The organism is Erwinia rhapontici (assembly GCF_020683125.1).
GTDB classification, from domain to species: Bacteria; Pseudomonadota; Gammaproteobacteria; order Enterobacterales; family Enterobacteriaceae; genus Erwinia; species Erwinia rhapontici.
The window spans coordinates 1,780,367-1,797,708 of sequence record NZ_CP085627.1 but is presented as its reverse complement, the minus strand read 5'-3'; the positions used below and the strand labels follow the sequence as shown (position 1 = coordinate 1,797,708).

General features: G+C 52.5%; 19 protein-coding genes. 15 read left to right on the top strand and 4 right to left on the bottom strand.

Annotated elements, in window-relative coordinates:
- Positions 1–205: 205 nt before the first annotated feature.
- Together LJN55_RS08580 and fliE are read right to left on the bottom strand one after the other, a co-directional pair.
- Positions 206–1,162, bottom strand: coding sequence for a chemotaxis protein (locus LJN55_RS08580; protein ID WP_133842908.1), 957 nt, complete (start codon positions 1,160–1,162; stop codon positions 206–208).
- A 536-nt stretch (positions 1,163–1,698) separates the two neighbouring features.
- Complete coding sequence (gene fliE / locus LJN55_RS08575) at positions 1,699–2,013, bottom strand: flagellar hook-basal body complex protein FliE (RefSeq protein WP_159337066.1); 315 nt, start codon at positions 2,011–2,013, stop codon at positions 1,699–1,701.
- 240 nt (positions 2,014–2,253) lie between these two features.
- On the opposite strand from fliE, the gene fliF reads away from it, so the two are divergent.
- The 15 genes from fliF to LJN55_RS08500 all read left to right on the top strand — a co-directional run bounded on the left by fliF (position 2,254) and on the right by LJN55_RS08500 (position 16,241).
- Positions 2,254–4,005 carry a flagellar basal-body MS-ring/collar protein FliF gene (gene fliF / locus LJN55_RS08570; protein ID WP_227536021.1) on the top strand — a complete coding sequence of 584 codons (1,752 nt, stop codon included), beginning with the start codon at positions 2,254–2,256 and terminating at the stop codon, positions 4,003–4,005.
- Positions 4,002–4,994 carry a flagellar motor switch protein FliG gene (fliG, locus tag LJN55_RS08565; RefSeq protein ID WP_227536020.1) on the top strand — a complete coding sequence of 331 codons (993 nt, stop codon included), beginning with the start codon at positions 4,002–4,004 and terminating at the stop codon, positions 4,992–4,994. Before fliF ends, fliG begins: the two co-directional genes overlap by 4 nt.
- A complete protein-coding gene (fliH, locus tag LJN55_RS08560; RefSeq protein WP_133842900.1) occupies positions 4,987–5,679 on the top strand; it encodes a flagellar assembly protein FliH in 693 nt (230 codons plus the stop codon). The genes fliG and fliH overlap by 8 nt, the downstream gene beginning before the upstream one ends.
- Positions 5,679–7,040, top strand: coding sequence for a flagellar protein export ATPase FliI (gene fliI, locus LJN55_RS08555; RefSeq protein WP_133842898.1), 1,362 nt, complete (start codon positions 5,679–5,681; stop codon positions 7,038–7,040). Before fliH ends, fliI begins: the two co-directional genes overlap by 1 nt.
- 58 nt (positions 7,041–7,098) lie before the next feature.
- Positions 7,099–7,545 (top strand): flagellar export protein FliJ, encoded by a 447-nt coding sequence (gene fliJ, locus LJN55_RS08550; protein WP_227536019.1) that lies wholly within the window; start codon positions 7,099–7,101, stop codon positions 7,543–7,545.
- Positions 7,542–8,843 carry a flagellar hook-length control protein FliK gene (locus LJN55_RS08545; RefSeq protein WP_227536018.1) on the top strand — a complete coding sequence of 434 codons (1,302 nt, stop codon included), beginning with the start codon at positions 7,542–7,544 and terminating at the stop codon, positions 8,841–8,843. Before fliJ ends, LJN55_RS08545 begins: the two co-directional genes overlap by 4 nt.
- 148 nt (positions 8,844–8,991) lie before the next feature.
- Positions 8,992–9,474, top strand: coding sequence for a flagellar basal body-associated protein FliL (fliL, locus tag LJN55_RS08540; RefSeq protein WP_227536017.1), 483 nt, complete (start codon positions 8,992–8,994; stop codon positions 9,472–9,474).
- Positions 9,475–9,483: 9 nt separating this feature from the next.
- Positions 9,484–10,491: a flagellar motor switch protein FliM gene (gene fliM / locus LJN55_RS08535; RefSeq protein WP_227536016.1), complete on the top strand. Its 1,008-nt coding sequence runs from the start codon at positions 9,484–9,486 to the stop codon at positions 10,489–10,491.
- On the top strand, positions 10,484–10,885 hold the full coding sequence (gene fliN / locus LJN55_RS08530; RefSeq protein WP_133842888.1) for a flagellar motor switch protein FliN: 402 nt from the start codon (positions 10,484–10,486) through the stop codon (positions 10,883–10,885). Before fliM ends, fliN begins: the two co-directional genes overlap by 8 nt.
- Entirely contained in the window at positions 10,886–11,275 is a 390-nt protein-coding gene (gene fliO / locus LJN55_RS08525; RefSeq protein ID WP_133842886.1) for a flagellar biosynthetic protein FliO, read from the top strand. It begins immediately after the preceding gene.
- Complete coding sequence (gene fliP, locus LJN55_RS08520; protein WP_133842884.1) at positions 11,272–12,009, top strand: flagellar type III secretion system pore protein FliP; 738 nt, start codon at positions 11,272–11,274, stop codon at positions 12,007–12,009. Before fliO ends, fliP begins: the two co-directional genes overlap by 4 nt.
- Positions 12,010–12,024: 15 nt before the next feature.
- Positions 12,025–12,294 (top strand): flagellar biosynthesis protein FliQ, encoded by a 270-nt coding sequence (gene fliQ, locus LJN55_RS08515; RefSeq protein WP_133842882.1) that lies wholly within the window; start codon positions 12,025–12,027, stop codon positions 12,292–12,294.
- Positions 12,294–13,079 (top strand): flagellar biosynthetic protein FliR, encoded by a 786-nt coding sequence (fliR, locus tag LJN55_RS08510; protein ID WP_133842880.1) that lies wholly within the window; start codon positions 12,294–12,296, stop codon positions 13,077–13,079. The genes fliQ and fliR overlap by 1 nt, the downstream gene beginning before the upstream one ends.
- Before the next feature lie 654 nt (positions 13,080–13,733).
- Complete coding sequence (gene rcsA, locus LJN55_RS08505; protein WP_167864396.1) at positions 13,734–14,369, top strand: transcriptional regulator RcsA; 636 nt, start codon at positions 13,734–13,736, stop codon at positions 14,367–14,369.
- A gap of 159 nt (positions 14,370–14,528) precedes the next feature.
- Positions 14,529–16,241: a methyl-accepting chemotaxis protein gene (locus tag LJN55_RS08500; protein ID WP_227536015.1), complete on the top strand. Its 1,713-nt coding sequence runs from the start codon at positions 14,529–14,531 to the stop codon at positions 16,239–16,241.
- Between the two features lie 55 nt (positions 16,242–16,296).
- On the opposite strand, the gene dsrB is transcribed toward LJN55_RS08500, so the two are convergent.
- Together dsrB and LJN55_RS08490 are read right to left on the bottom strand one after the other, a co-directional pair.
- Complete coding sequence (gene dsrB, locus LJN55_RS08495) at positions 16,297–16,485, bottom strand: protein DsrB (protein ID WP_133842874.1); 189 nt, start codon at positions 16,483–16,485, stop codon at positions 16,297–16,299.
- 71 nt (positions 16,486–16,556) lie between these two features.
- Complete coding sequence (locus LJN55_RS08490; protein ID WP_133842872.1) at positions 16,557–16,715, bottom strand: YqaE/Pmp3 family membrane protein; 159 nt, start codon at positions 16,713–16,715, stop codon at positions 16,557–16,559.
- Positions 16,716–17,342 lie beyond the last annotated feature (627 nt).

Here is a 17,342-nt window from a genome sequence, read left to right as displayed (position 1 = left end):
TGCCCGGTTTCATTCTAGGATTTTTCAGACAAGTGATAAGTGAATTATTCTGATATGTGAATTAGCGCAATGATTATCGCCACGTTGCAAAGGCGTTGCAGGGAGAAGTAAAAGCAGGCAGGTGCGCCAGTCGCACCTGTCCTGCCCGCTGCATTCTCTTCATTGACTGCCCTCTTAGGACGGAGGGATATTTAACGTATTACAATCAGTAGACTGCATCTTCCAGTACCTGGTGTATCACCGCGGAAAGCTGATTAATTTCGAATTTCGCCACATAACCATTCGCCCCGACTTTACGGACGTGATCTTCGTTAGCACTGCCAGAAAGTGAAGAATGGATCACCACCGGAATATCCTTCAGATTGTGATCGCTCTTGATGTTACGCGTCAGCGTAAAGCCATCCATTTCGGGCATTTCAAGGTCGGTTAACACCAGAGCGATCTTGTCATGAATAGAAGTGCCCTCTTCCTGAGCCTCTTTGTAGAGCTTTTTAATTTTTTCCCAGGCTTCCAGACCCGTGGTATGCATCTCGGCCGGGATCCCCATCGCTTTCAGGCCCTGCTCAAGCATTTGACGGGCAACCTTCGAGTCCTCCGCCACAATCGCTATCGCACCCGGCTTCAGCTTGAAGGTTTTCACCTTAATGTCGCCTTCTTTCACTTCACGAACAGAAGGGATGACATCATGCAGAATCTGCTCAACATCCAGCACCATGGCCATGTTGTTGTTGTTATCCAGGCAGGCAATGCTGGTAATGTTACGGGTACTGACACCGGATTCCGCTGCATGTACCTGGCTCCAGTCAAGGCGTACGATATCTTCAACAGATTCCACCGCAAACGCCTGCGTGCTGCGCGCGTATTCGGTCACCAGCAATAAATTGAGGCCCGTTGAAGGAGTACAACCCGCCACCGCAGGAAGATCGATCACCGGGATCAACTGCCCACGAATATTCGCCATACCCAGCAGCGGCGATTTCATACCTGCCGCACGGGTGATGTTGGTCATCGGCACAATTTCACGCAGTTTAAAAACGTTGATACCGAACAGCTCAGGCTTATCATCCTGATGAGCAGACCCCAGGCGGAATAACAAAAGTTCGAACTTATTCGATAATGCGAGATTCGCTCTCTCATCGATCTCTTTTTGAAAGTTATCCATGTCTACCTCAAGGTTATTATTCATTGTTGTCAGCCGGCGCGGAAAAACAGCACGCGCTCAGGATCGCTGTTGAAAGTTATCGGCAGTGACGAAGAAAAATACAGGGCAGATTGCAGGATTTATGACCGGGGGAGAGAAAAAGATGAGAGTGACATACCCCTTCCGGCGCTTATCTCCGGCACTCTGTGGTGTTAGCTCTGTGAGGGGCAAAGCAATAATACAAGTAAGAAGCATTCTTAACAAGTTAAATGATATTAAGTATCATTCGCATAGGGCTTTAGACTGTCTGAGTGTGTCTATATTGGCTGGCAGGGGCATAGCATCGGCATCAACGATGACCACTGAATAAAAAACACATTGATGACGTGTCGATAAGCACCTGTAAGGATACAGCGCAGCTAATCAGTGACTGCTTTCACTATCACGCGGTATGGCAGGGCTGATGATCACCAGCCCTGAAACGGCTTTGCCCCACTACTGCCCCACACTCACACCGGATAGGTATTTAAACAATTTTATTCAGGTACTTAACCAATTTAAACTTGCATGTTCATGATGTCGCTGTACGCGCTCACCAGCTTGTTACGCACCTGGATGCCCATCTGCATTGAGACGCTGGACTTCTGCATATCCACCATCACGTCATTCAGTGAGACGCCTTCTTTACCCATCTGGAAGTCCTGCGCCTGAGCACGTGACTCGGTCTGGACTTCACTGATCTTGCTGAGCGCGGCTTTTAGCTCCGCACCAAAATCTGCCTGCGATGTACTGTCAGCGCCTTTACCGCCAGCAGCCTGCATTGCGGTGGTTTGCAGCGCTTGCATCACACTCTCAATACCCTGAATAGCCATGTTTTCTCCCGAACGAACGATGTGGTGATTACGATTGCTGACAAACTTAACACAATGTCAATAAGACAAAGCCCCTAAATAGCCGCATAAATCACAGCTTATCCAGCCATCGAATTTCTCATTTCAGAAAATAATGGCAGTCCATTGAGGTGGAAATTTTTTAAGCCAGCGCATCAGGGAGTCAGTTTTGTTACGACACTACACGCAACAGTCCGGTCAACTGTCAGGCAGGAACGAGTCATGAATGCAACTGTCACGCAGGATAATCCAGAGAAGAAAGGTTTGAATGACCTGTTCGCTCGCCTACGCGCCAACCCACGCATCCCTATTATCGTTGCTGCGGCCGCGGTCATTGCCATCGTTATTGCGATGGTATTGTGGGCCAAGCAGCCAGATTATCGCGTCCTTTATAGCAACCTCAGTAATGAGGATGGCGGGGCTATCGTCACGCAACTGACCCAGATGAACGTACCGTATAAGTTCGACGATCAGGGTGGTGCGCTGTTGGTTCCTGCCGCACAGGTGCATGAGCTGCGCCTGCGCCTCGCTTCACAGGGGTTGCCGAAAGGTGGCGCTGTGGGGTTCGAGCTGCTGGATAAAGAGAAATTCGGTATCAGCCAGTTCAGCGAACAGGTGAACTACCAGCGTGCGCTGGAAGGTGAGCTGGCACGTACCATCGAAACACTCGGCCCGGTTAAGGGTGCACGGGTGCATCTGGCGATGCCAAAACCAACGCTGTTCGTGCGCGAGCAGAAATCACCGTCCGCGTCTGTGACCCTGGCATTGCAGCCGGGTCGTGCGCTGGATGAAGGTCAGATCAACGCCGTTGTCCATATGGTGTCCAGCAGCGTCGCCGGTATGCCACCGGGCAATGTGACCGTCGTTGACCAGGCGGGCCGTCTGCTGACTCAGAACGATCCAACCGGGCGTGACCTCAATGACACCCAGTTAAAATATGCCAGCGATGTTGAAGCGCGTTTCCAGCAGCGTATCGAAGCCATCCTGGGTCCTATCGTTGGCAACGGCAATGTCCATGCGCAGGTCACCGCGCAAATCGACTTTAATACCCGTGAGCAGACCGACGAGCAGTACAAACCGAACAGCAACCCTGACCAGCAAGCAATTCGCTCACGCCAGACCAGCAACAGCGAACAACTTGGTGGCCAGTATCCTGGCGGCGTTCCGGGTGCCCTGTCGAACCAACCGGCTCCGGCCAACGCAGGTCCGATTACCACCCCAGCTAACGGTGCCGCCGGTGCCAATGGCGCAGCGGGTGCTAACGGTGCTGCGGGTGCCGCAGGTGCTAACGCGAATAATGCGGCAGCCAATGCAGCCACCAGCAGCGCCCAGAAAATCGTTCCGTCCAATACGCGTAACGATGACACGACTAACTATGAAGTGAACCGCACCATCCTGCATACCAAGATGAATGTCGGTGAAGTTCAGCGTCTGTCTGTTGCGGTGGTGGTGAACTACCGTACCGATGCCGCCGGTAAGCCTATTGCACTGAATGATGCACAGCTTAAGCAGATCGAAAACCTGACCCGCGAAGCGATGGGCTTCTCGGAGCAGCGTGGTGACAGCCTGAACGTGGTTAACTCTCCGTTCACGGAAAACAGTGACCTTGGCGCTGAGCTGCCATTCTGGAAACAACCTGCATTTATCGAGCAGATGCTGGAAGCCGGACGCTGGTTACTGGTGCTGATTGTGGCTTACATCCTCTACCGCAAACTGGTTCGTCCACAGCTGCGTCGTAAAGCAGAGCAGGAGAAAGCCGCGCTGGAAGCTGCTGCCATTACTGCTGCACGTCAGGCCGAAGATGAAGAGTCCGGTATCTCCGTCAAGCTGTCGAAAGACGAACTTGACCAGGAACGTAAATCTCAGCACCGCATGAGTGCTGAGGTGATGAGCCAGCGTATTCGTGAGATGTCAGAAAATGACCCACGCGTGGTGGCTCTGGTTATTCGCCAGTGGATGAAGGAAGAACTATGAGTCTCACCGGTACTGAGAAAAGCGCCATCCTGATGATGACGATTGGCGAAGACCGCGCCGCCGAGGTGTTCAAACACCTTGATGCCCGTGAAGTGCAGCACCTCAGCACCGCGATTGCCAACATGCGTCAGGTGTCACATAAACAGCTGACCGATGTGTTGCGCGAGTTTGAGATTGATGCAGAGCAGTTTGCAGCGCTGAGCCTCAACTCCAACGACTACCTGCGCTCCGTGCTGATCAAAGCGCTGGGCGAAGAGAAAGCGTCTACCCTGCTGGAAGATATTCTGGAAACGCGCGAGACCACCTCCGGGATGGACACGCTCAACTTTATGGAACCACAGGCGGCTGCCGACCTGATCCGCGACGAACATCCGCAGATCATCGCCACCATCCTGGTGCACCTGAAACGCGGCCAGGCGGCCGACATTCTGGCGCAGTTCGACGAACGTCTGCGTCACGATGTGATGCTGCGTATTGCCACCTTCGGCGGCGTACAGCCAGCCGCGCTGGCAGAACTGACCGAAGTGCTCAATGGCCTGTTGGATGGTCAGAACCTCAAGCGTGCGAAGATGGGTGGTGTTCGTACCGCGGCAGAGATTATCAACCTGATGAAAACTCAGCAGGAAGAAGCGGTTATCGAAGCGGTTCGCGAGTTCGACGGCGAGCTGGCACAGAAAATTATCGACGAAATGTTCCTGTTCGAAAACCTCGTCGAAGTGGACGATCGCAGTATCCAGCGCCTGTTGCAGGAAGTGGAATCCGAATCGCTGCTGGTGGCTCTGAAAGGTTCCGAGCAGCCGTTGCGCGAGAAATTCCTGCGCAACATGTCGCAGCGTGCTGCCGACATCCTGCGCGACGACCTCGCCAACCGCGGTCCAATGCGTATGTCTGCGGTGGAAACCGAACAGAAAGCGATTCTGTTGATTGTTCGTCGTCTGGCCGAAACCGGCGAGATGGTGATTGGTGGTGGCGAGGAAACTTATGTCTGATAACGCGTCACTGCCTTGGCAACGCTGGCAGCCAAACGACCTGGCGCGCCCGGATCGTCCGCTGCTTGAAGAGCTGGTCTTACCCGAGGTCACTACCGATGACCCGATTGAGCAGCAGCAGTTTCAGTTAGAACAGTTGCAGGCTCAGGTCCGCAACGAAGCCCAGGGTCTGGGTTACGCCGAAGGGCAGCAGCGCGGTTTTTCTGAAGGTCAGAAAGCCGGCTATGACGCCGGTTTTCAACAGGGTCTGGCAGAGGCACAGCAGCAGCAGGCGCCATTACAGGCGCGTATGCAGCAGTTGGTTTCCGAGTTTCACCATACGCTGGAAGCGCTGGACAGCGTGATTGCCTCACGTCTGATGCAGTTGGCACTGGAAGCGGCCCGTCAGGTGATTGGCCAGGCGCCTCACGTCGACGGTACCGCCCTGCTGCGTCAGATTCAGGGCATGTTGCAACAGGAACCGATGTTCAGCGGCAAACCTACGTTGCGCGTCCATCCCGACGATTTGCCCCGTGTGGAAACCACGCTGGGCGCGACGCTCAGCCTGCACGGCTGGCGTCTGCTCGGTGACAGTACCATCCATCCCGGCGGCTGCAAGGTCAGCGCGGAAGATGGCGATCTGGATGCCAGTATTGCCACCCGCTGGCACGAACTCTGCCGCCTGGCCGCACCGGGAGAATTATAATGACCACTCGCCTGTCGCGCTGGCTTGGCGCACTCGACAACTTCGAACAACGTCTGGCACAAGTGCCGGACGTCCGTCGTTATGGTCGTTTGATCCGCGCTACCGGTCTGGTACTGGAAGCGACCGGGCTGCAACTGCCGCTGGGCGCCACCTGTGTGATTGAACGTCACGACAGCCAGGGCGTTAGCGAAGTGGAAAGTGAAGTGGTGGGGTTTAACGGCCAGAAGCTGCTGCTGATGCCGCTGGAAGAAGTTGAAGGTATTTTGCCCGGAGCGCGCGTGTACGCACGTATCGCCGGCGACAAACAGAACAGCGGTAAACAGATGATGCTGGGCCCGGAACTGCTTGGCCGCGTGCTGGACGGCAGCGGCCGCCCGCTGGACGGGCTGCCTGCACCTGAAACCGGCTATCGCGCACCGCTGAATACCCCGCCTTTTAACCCGTTGCAGCGTACGCCGATTACCGATGTGCTGGATACCGGTGTGCGTGCGATTAACGCCCTGCTCACCGTCGGACGCGGCCAGCGTATGGGCCTGTTTGCCGGTTCCGGCGTGGGTAAAAGTGTGTTGCTGGGCATGATGGCCCGTTATACCAAAGCCGACGTGATTGTCGTGGGCCTGATTGGTGAGCGTGGCCGTGAAGTGAAAGACTTTATCGAGAATATCCTCGGCACAGAAGGACGTGCGCGTTCGGTAGTGATTGCCGCCCCGGCCGATGTCTCTCCCCTCCTGCGTATGCAGGGTGCTTCGTACGCCACGCGTATTGCCGAAGATTTTCGTGACCGTGGCCAGCACGTGCTGCTGATCATGGACTCCCTGACGCGTTATGCCATGGCGCAGCGTGAAATTGCCCTGGCCATCGGTGAACCCCCTGCGACCAAAGGCTATCCGCCTTCCGTGTTCGCGAAATTGCCTGCACTGGTAGAACGTGCCGGTAATGGCATCGACGGCGGTGGTTCGATTACCGCTTTCTATACCGTTCTGACCGAAGGGGATGACCAGCAGGATCCCATCGCTGACTCAGCCCGCGCCATCCTTGATGGCCATATCGTTCTGTCACGCCGCCTGGCGGAATCCGGCCACTATCCGGCCATTGATATTGAAGCCTCGATCAGCCGCGTAATGGCACACCTGATTGATGAGACCCATTACGCCCGCGTGCGTCAGTTTAAACAGCTGCTGTCGAGCTATCAGCGCAACCGTGATTTGGTCAGCGTGGGCGCCTATGCGGCGGGAACCGACCCAACGCTGGATAAAGCGATCAAACTCTACCCTGAACTGGAAGCCTTCCTGCAACAGGGTATGTTTGAGCGCAGCACCTTCGACGATGCCAGCCTGCATTTGCAGGCGATTTTTGGTTAAGTTTCATCTGAAGTCGCATCACGCCCTGTGCCGTGATGCCGCCTGACTGGAGGGCTTTATGACAAAAACAGTCTCAGCCATTGATACGCTGCGCGATCTGGCGCACAAAGATGTGGAAAAAGCCGCCATCCAGTTAGGTGACGTGCGTCGAGCGCAAAAACAGGCCGATGAGCAGCTCAACATGCTGCTCAATTATCAGGACGAATACCGCAAGAACCTTAACAACACCATGAGCGAAGGGATAGCCAGTACCCGTTGGTACAACTATCACCAGTTTATTCAGACGCTGGAAAACGCGATTGAGCAACATCGTCAGCAACTGCTGCACTGGAATACGCGCGTGGAAAATGCATTGCGCCTGTGGCGCGACAAACAACAACGGCTGCACGCCTACGAGACTCTTCAGTCACGCGCGCTGACTACCGCCCTGTTACAAGAAAACCGTCTCGATCAGAAACGGATGGATGAATTTGCCCAACGGGCATCATTGAGGAAAGGCGAATGATTACCTTACCAACTGCGGTCACGACGACGGCAACCACCGGCAGCGCGAAAGTCAGCAGCACCGGCGACAGTACTCTCGACAGCACCGGCAGTGAATTAACGGTGGGTGGGGAGACCTCGCAGCAGGGCTTCCTGACGCTTTTAGGCAACCGCCTGCTCACCCTGGCCCAACAGGGTGGAACGGGTGTGGCAGTCGATGGCGTCGAGGTTGCAGCCAGTGATGACGGTAAAGAGGCTAAGAAGCCGGGCATCAGCGATCTGCTGGCCGCTCTGGATAAGCCCGATACACTGACGGCCCTCTTGCAGCCACAGCAGGCAAAAATCGATAGCAAAGACGATGTGGCGACAGATGAGAAAGAGGCACCTGCGGTGACACTCAGCGACAGCGATCTTCAGGCATTGCAGGCGCTTTATGCCATGCTGCCGAACAACGCCGCCGTTCCGGTTGCCAGTGCTACGGCAAAAAGTAGCGATCTGCTCACCGCTGGGCTGAATAAAAGCGATAAACAATCGACGCTGAATGCGCTGAGTGCGGCTCTGGGTAAAGTGACAACGGAAGAAGGTGATGCCACTGGCGCTGACGCTAAAAACAGCAATAACGCCCTTTTGGTTCCCGTTAGTGCAAAATCTTCTGACGGCACGGGCACTGGTAAAGCGTCCGTAAATCCAGGCGCGGTGACTCTCGACCCGGCTTTTCAGCAGGTTATGAGCAACGTCAGCAAAGATATCGATAAAGAAAATTCAAGTTCTGCCCCTACCGCGACGATAACCAATAATGTGATCAGTACCGCGTCTTCATTACTTACCCCGACGTCAACCTCGATGGTAAGTGCACCGGCAACTCCTCTGCTGAATTCTCAGTTGGGAAGCCCGGAATGGCAGCAGGCACTGGGACAACAGATCCTGATGTTCAGTCGCAACGGGCAACAGACCGCCGAGTTGCATCTGCATCCGCAGGACCTGGGCAGTATCCAGATCAGCCTGAAACTGGATAATGACCAGGCCCAGCTGAGTATGGTCTCAAATCAGAGCCAGGTGCGGGCCGCACTGGAGGCAGCATTGCCTCAACTGCGCGCCTCTCTGGCTGAGAGTGGCATCAACCTGGGTCAAAGTAATGTCAGTAGCGATGCGTTCCAGCAAGGCCAGTCTTTTGCTGGTCAGCAGGAACAGCAGCGCAATAACAACGGAAGCCCGTTTAGTCTTGCTACAGAAAATGACAGTGATGTGACGCCAATTGCCGTTCCTGCCGCCCTGCAGGCGCGCGCAGCCGGCTCCAATGCTGTTGATATTTTCGCCTGACGGCAACAAACGCGTAAGCTGATGGCAAAACTCGCGTCTTTTCTGCCTATTGTTTGGCGCAAGACGCGGGATAATTTGTCATAACGCCGTGGGACAGTGGATTACGTGGCACCGCCCCCGAAAATAATCACAGGAAGTTACAGCTAATATGACTGATAACGCTAAAGCCAAAAGCGGCAAACGTAAGCTCCTGATACCGGTGTTACTCATTGTGACTCTGGTCGCTTGCAGCGTGGCGGGCTATACAGTCTGGCGCATGATGAAAACTCCGGCTGATGCCGCTGCGGCAGCAAAGCCGGAGCCGCCACCTGCGCCGGTGTTTTTTGCTCTGGATACTTTTACGGTTAATTTGATCAACCCAGATAACGACCCGGATCGTGTGCTGTACGTGGGCTTTACGCTGCGTTTGCCAGACGAAGAATCGCGTCGTCGTATGAATGATTATCTCCCGGAAGTCCGTAGTCGTCTGCTGCTGTTGCTTTCACGTCAAAGTGCCTCGGCGTTAGCGAATGAACAAGGCAAGCAGGCATTAGTAGCACAGATAAAACAGGTACTGGCACCTCCGCTGGTGCAGGGACAACCACAGCAGGTCGTGACAGATATCCTCTTCACGGCCTTCATTCTGCGGTGATGGATATTTATGGGCGATAGCATTCTTTCTCAGGCAGAAATTGACGCACTACTCAATGGCGACAGCGATAGTGTGACAGAAGATAAGGTCAGTAGCGGTGGCGAGAGCGACATTCGCCCCTATGATCCCAATACCCAGCGCCGCGTGGTTCGTGAGCGTCTGCAGGCACTGGAGATCATTAACGAACGTTTTGCGCGTTCTTATCGTATGGCGCTGTTTAATCTGTTGCGCCGCAGCCCGGATATTTCGGTCGGCGCGATCAAGATTCAGCCATACCATGAGTTTGCCCGCAATTTGCCGGTGCCAACTAACCTTAACCTTATCCACCTCAAGCCGCTGCGTGGCACGGCGCTGGTGGTTTTCTCGCCGAGTCTGGTGTTTATCGCCGTAGATAACCTGTTTGGGGGTGATGGCCGTTTCCCGACGAAAGTCGAGGGACGTGAATTCACCCACACTGAACAACGCGTCATCCGTCGTATGCTGAAGCTGGCGCTCGACTGTTACAGTGAGGCCTGGAAGCCAATCTATCCGCTGGATGTCGAGTACGTTCGTTCAGAGATGCAGGTGAAGTTCACCAACATCACCACCTCACCTAACGATATCGTGGTTACCACGCCGTTCCAGGTTGAGATTGGTAACCTGACCGGTGAGTTCAATATCTGTATTCCATTCAGCATGATTGAACCGCTGCGTGAAACGCTGGTGAACCCACCGTTAGAAAACTCGCGCAGCGAAGATGAAAACTGGCGTGACACGCTGGTGAAGCAGGTTCAGCACTCTGAGCTGGAGCTGGTGGCGAATTTTGCCGAAGTATCGATGAGAATTTCACGTCTGCTGGCCTTGAAGCCTGGCGACGTATTACCGATTGAAAAACCGGACCGCATTATCGCCCATGTGGATGGCGTGCCGGTGTTGACCAGCCAGTACGGAACGCTGAATAAGCAGTACGCTCTGCGCGTGGAACACCTGATCAACCCGATTTTGAATTCGCTGAATGAGGAACAGCCCGATGAGTGATACGAATAAGCCGTCCGATGACGACATCTCTGCGGACGACCTGTGGGCTGACGCAATGAATGAACAGGTAAAATCCTCTTCCACCGACAGCGTATTTAAATCGCTGGATGTGGGCGATGTGTCCGGTTCTCTGCAAGATATCGATATGATTATGGATATCCCGGTCAAACTGACCGTTGAACTGGGCCGTACCAAAATGACAATCAAAGAGCTGCTGCGCTTGTCGCAAGGTTCGGTTGTCGCACTGGATGGATTAGCGGGTGAGCCACTGGATATCCTGATTAACGGTTATCTGATTGCTCAGGGTGAAGTGGTCGTGGTGGCCGATAAGTATGGCGTACGCATCACCGACATTATTACCCCGTCTGAACGTATGCGTCGCCTGAGTCGCTAAATGAATACCACGCAGCAGCAGCCGGTCATCCCACAGCCGGCCATTTCAACCGGCTCTATGCTCACTCAGGTGAGTGGCGTGCTGGCAGCGATTATTATTCTTATTCTCGCTTGTGCCTGGGTGGCAAAACGCTTCGGCTTTGCTTCACGACGCAGCGGCAGTCAGACACTGAATATCAGTGCAAGCTGCTCGCTGGGTCAACGTGAACGTGTCGTGATTGTCGACGTTGATGATGCGCGTCTGGTGCTGGGTGTTACTGCACAGCAGATTACCCATCTGCACACGCTGCCTGCCAAACCTCAGCAAGAGACATCCGACTCTGCGGAACCAAAGCCCGATTTCCGTCAGGTTCTCCAGTCATTAATGAAAAGCGCCGGGAAGAAAAAATGAAACGCACCCTTCCACTGCTGCTGCTCGGCCTGCTGATGCTGGCACCTGATGTTTATGCCCAGTTACCGGGCCTGATCAGCAAACCAATGGCCAATGGCGGCCAGAGCTGGTCACTGCCGGTACAGACACTGGTATTTATTACCTCGCTGACCTTCCTGCCAGCCATCTTACTGATGATGACCAGCTTTACGCGCATCATTATCGTATTTGGTCTGCTGCGAAGTGCACTCGGAACACCGTCTGCACCACCGAACCAGGTTTTACTGGGTTTGGCGCTGTTTCTGACCTTCTTTATTATGGGCCCGGTGTTCGACAAAATTTATACCGATGCCTATCAGCCGTTCAGCGAAGACAAAATCAGCATGCAGGAAGCCATTGAGAAAGGTTCCCAGCCGCTGCGTGAGTTTATGCTGCGTCAGACGCGTGAGGGTGACCTGGCGCTGTTTGCCCGTTTAGCCAACACACCGCCAATTGCCGGCCCCGAAGCCGTACCGATGCGTATTCTGCTGCCCGCTTACGTGACCAGTGAACTGAAAACGGCGTTCCAGATTGGTTTTACCGTTTTTATTCCGTTCCTGATTATCGACCTGGTGGTCGCCAGCGTATTGATGGCTCTCGGGATGATGATGGTGCCACCAGCGACCATATCGTTACCCTTTAAGCTCATGCTATTTGTGCTGGTCGATGGCTGGCAGTTGCTGGTCGGTTCGCTGGCCCAAAGTTTCTATTCCTAACGCGGAGCCACGACAATGACACCTGAATCGGTAATGGTACTGGGGCATGATGCCATGTTGATTGCGCTGGCACTGGCGGCTCCGCTGCTGCTGGCTGCGCTGGTCAGCGGTTTTCTTATCAGCCTGTTGCAGGCAGCAACCCAGATCAACGAACAGACGCTCTCCTTTATTCCTAAGATCCTGGCGGTTGTCACCACTATCGTGATTGCCGGTCCATGGATGCTGAATCTGGTGCTCGACTATATGCGCACCCTGTTCAGTAACCTGCCGTATATGATCGGATAATGATTCTTTTTGACAGTAGTCAGCTGTTGTTCTGGATAAGTCAGCTATTCTGGCCCCTCGCCCGCGTGCTGGCTTTGATCATGTCTGCGCCGTTACTGAATGAAAAATCCATCAGCCGTAAAGTCAAAATCGGGCTGGGCGTGATGATTACCTGGGTACTGGTGCCTTCCTTACCCCCCACTACCGTTACATTATTCTCCGTCGGTGGTTTCTGGCTGCTAATCCAACAGATACTGATTGGCGTATCGATTGGTTTTACCATGCAGTTTGCTTTTGCAGCCGTGCGCACAGCGGGTGAAGTGATAGGTTTGCAGATGGGGTTATCCTTTGCCACCTTCTTCGATCCAAGCAGCCGCCTGAATATGCCGGTGCTGGCACGCTTTCTGGATATGCTGGCCATGCTGCTGTTTCTGTCGTTCAACGGTCATCTTTGGCTGATTTCGATGGTTGCTGACAGTTTTCATACATTGCCCATCGGCGGGGAGCCGCTTAACGGCAATGCGTTTATGGCCCTGACCAAAGCCGCAGGCCTGATTTTCCTTAATGGCATGAGATTAGCGCTACCGTTAATTACTCTGTTACTCACCTTAAACCTGGCCCTGGGTTTGTTAAACCGCGTTTCACCTCAACTCTCCGTTTTCGCTATTGGTTTCCCTGTTACCTTATCAATCGGTATGGTGTTCATTAGCCTGATGATGCCGCTGCTAGCGCCCTTCTGCGAACATTTGTTCAGTGAAGTGTTCGACTTGCTGGCAACGTTGCTCAGTGAATTACCCGGTAAGTAAACTTACCTATTCTCATTTTTGTGCAAAGTTATTGTTAAGCGTTGAAAATACATCTGTGTATTTTTTGGGCCATTATTTGCAGAATATCCTTAAGGAAATTCTGATAAATGCACTAGCACGATGAAAATCATTCTTATTAAAACGCACTTAGCGTATTTTATCCCCTCAAACCGATGATTTGTTGCGAAAGAGTTAACGGTTAAAAAACACTCAAACGACTGTTTTTTATGGGAATTTTATTTTTCGCGGTTTTCCTTGTTTTAAAATACATTTTCCGGCATTGTCAATGCACTCCGTGAGTCTACACTTTCGGAAAATGAATGTTTTTAAGAATCGTCCTATCAGAGTTTTCTGTTTTCTGCGCGATAGTGTGTCGATGCAGGCAGAAAGCTGCGTCAAATGCTGTGTTAAGTCAGATTGCTAAGCGGAACCTCTGCTTTTGCACTGACCCTGGTACTCAGACAGGTTTTCACCTCGTCAAAACTCAAACTACCTGTCAGCAAGGATGAATTAAGTACCCTCGCCGTCAATGGCAAGCTTTGCTAACGCTGGGTAAATATAACAAGACCGTGAAACAGAACTCTTGCTCTCGTACCGAACGCGCGTAATTCATCGTTGATTTAAACGGATAACAAATTGGTGAGGGTCGCTATTATGCCAACGATTATTATGGATTCATGTAACTATACACGGCTAGGTTTAACTGACTATATGGCAGTGAAAGGGGTTAAAAAGAAAAATATAACCTCAGTTAACGATATTGAGCAGTTACAAATAAAGTGCCAGCAGCTTCAACCCGGCGTTGTTTTTATTAATGAAGATTGCTTCATTCATGAATCCGATGCAAGCCAACGAATCAGAAACATTATTATGCAGCATCCTGATACGTTGTTTTTCATTTTTATGGCCATCTCTAATATCCATTTTGAGGAATACCTCTACGTTCGTAAGAATCTGATTATTACATCAAAATCGATAAAGCCGTCGACCCTGGATTCATTACTTAGCACGTACTTTCAAAAGAAACTTAATCTGTCACCTCGCTATTCTTCGGGCTTCGACGTACATCCACTGACGCTCAGTCAGACGGAGTCAAACATGCTGAAGATGTGGATGTCAGGTCACGACACCATTCAGATTTCAGATAAAATGCAAATAAAAGCGAAAACGGTGTCATCACACAAAGGTAATATCAAACGTAAAATAAAAACGCATAACAAGCAGGTTATTTATCATGTGGTTCGTTTAACTGATAACGTTACCAGCGGTATTTATGTCAACGTAAGATAATCATCCAGGGGAGGCTGGTACTCACCGGCCCCCCGCCTCCTATCAGATAATACTCATTTTGTGAGCCTGCTCGCACTTCCAGCCCTAATCCTTTTAGCCCGTATGCCGATGTTTTGTAGACGACCGGAGTATGACTTCGTCCCTACCTGACAGAGAGCAATGGATATGAAATCACAATTACAATCTAACGAACATCAGGCTATCAGCTTCTGGCAACACCTGCGTCTGGTTCCATTGTTCGCCGCCATTCTTGGCGGAATTTTGCTACTTTTTGCCCTGTGTATCGGCCTCGCCAGCTACTTTTTGATTCAGAGTAATCAGTCACTGAATGATGTGACGGAAGAGATCCAGATACGCACCGCACTCTCAAACAGCTCTAACCACCTGCGAACCGCCCGTTTAACGGTGATCCATGCAGGGGCCTCTGCCCGTATCGGTGAAATGGACGAATTCAAGGCGAATCTGGCGACAACGGAAAAGCGCATTAAAATGGCGCGCGACAGCTTCAATATTTACCTTCACCGTCCGGTAAAAACCCCGGAGGGAGAAGCACTGGATATCGATCTGCAAAAACGCTTTGAGTCCTATATCAACCAGGGGCTGATACCGATGGTTAAAAGTGCCAGCGACGGCAGCTTCGAAGGGGTTATTGCCCAGGAGACGGACTACACCCGTAAGCTGGATGATGCCTATAATGAACTGCTTTTCAAAGCCATCAAATTGCGTACTGAACGCGCTGAAGGTCTTAATAACGCGGCGAAGTCTCAGACCCGCGTTGGCTTTATTATGATGGCTGGCGCGTTTGGCCTTGCGCTGTTATTAACGCTGGCGACCTTTATCTTCTTGCGCCGTGTGGTTATTACCCCATTACGCCAGGCGGTAGAACGCATTGAACATATTTCGCGTGGCGACCTGACCGCGCCACTGCAAAACTGGGGACGCAGTGAAATCGGCAGTCTGGGGAATAACCTGCAACTGATGCAGCAGGCCTTAGTGAAAACCGTTGGCACCGTGCGTGAAGGGGCCGTGGCGATTTATCAAGGCTCCAGCGAAATATCAGCGGGGAATACCGACCTCTCTTCCCGTACCGAGCAGCAGGCCTCGGCGCTGGAACAAACCGCCGCGAGTATGGAAGAACTGACGGCGACGGTGAAACAGAACGCTGAGAATGCTCATCATGCCAGCCAGCTCGCCTCGGATGCCTCCGGCAAAGCACGCCAGGGTGGCGATATTGTCACTGGCGTGGTGAATACCATGAATAATATTTCCACCAGCTCGAAGAAAATTGCCGAAATCACTACGGTGATTAACAGCATCGCCTTCCAGACTAACATTCTGGCACTGAACGCCGCCGTTGAAGCTGCACGCGCCGGTGAGCAAGGTCGTGGTTTTGCCGTGGTGGCCAGCGAAGTTCGCAATCTGGCGCAGCGCAGCGCCGGTGCAGCGAAAGAGATCGAAGGACTGATAGCTGAATCGGTAGATTTGATCGGCAAAGGTTCGGCACAGGTTGGCCACGCCGGTAATACGATGGGTGAAATTGTTGATGCCGTCCGTCGGGTGACCGATATTATGGCGGAGATTGCTGCTGCCTCTGACGAGCAGAGTAAAGGCATTCAGCAGGTGAGTATGGCGGTGACCGAGATGGACAACGTCACCCAGCAGAATGCCTCACTGGTAGAAGAAGCGTCTTCTGCGGCGGCGTCTCTGGAAGAACAAGCGGCGCGTCTGACTCAGGCGGTATCAGCCTTTAAATTGAATGGTGCCGCAGCAGCCACGGTAAAAACCAGCAACACAGGCAGTCAATCCAAAGCATTAGCGGCTCCACGGCCTGCGCTGGCATCCACCAGCAATGACCACTGGGAAACGTTCTGAGTCGTTGATCACAGGGCGGAGGGGCGACCGAAAAAGGGTCGCCCCGTACAGCAGATTACGAATGCGGCTCGACGAAAATGCCGTCGTCATGACCGACTTCATTAAAGAACCAGATCCCCAATGGGTAGTCCTCAAGCGCGACCAGAAACATAGTACCTTCACTGAAGTTCTCAACGGCCAGAACCGTACCTTCACGACGCGGTCCGCCATCCGTTTTCACTGTTACCCGTTCATTGACCTTCATAACCCCTCCTGCGCCATTTTTGGATGAGTTTAACCGAAAATCTCACTCTGCACAGGCACTCACATCAATGATTAGCGACGGGCGATGACCCAGACAGCATGGACAATGCCCGGGATATAACCACATATCGTCAGCAGGATATTCAGCCAGAAGGCACCTGCAAAACCGACCTGCATAAACACACCCAGTGGGGGTAATAGAATCGCAATTACAATTCGTAAAAAGTCCATAAATTCTCCGTTATCTGTTTTATCGCACGGGATGACCCGCACAAAGAGTATAGCCAGTCTGGATTCACATCACTCTCTGCGGCGGGTAAAGCTGGGTAAAGCCTTATCCCATCAGGTTTTTTCACTTTCTTTACGATTCATAGTGAGATTTTTCACGGCGTAAACCCTTAGAATATTCTTACTGCGCCAACCCCAAAGGGGCAGACGGTGATGTCCACTCAATGGGCAGCACCTAAGTAACAAGGATTTTTGCCCGCGCAGCGCGGGCTTTTTTTTGCCCTGAATAATGTACATCCCTTCTGAATCCCTGACCTGATATCAATGGGCAAAAAAAATCCCGACCAAACCAGGCCGGGATAAAAGTGTTTCTCACAGGAAATGAAGTTCGTTACATCTGGGAATTCTTTAACGTTAGCAGACTAACCGATCCTCACGTTCGGATAAGTCTTAATACACCGCCTAATGTGTACAGCCTGAGAATTTTCGTACAGCTTAAACGACGCTAAGCTGCACCACATCTGGCTTCTTCTTCCTACCGGGATAATCACGCCCGTTATTTAACACTGTTTTTTTTAAGATAATTCCTGGAGTGAGTGGAAGCCTTGCCTCAATCCCTTCCCTACCCTT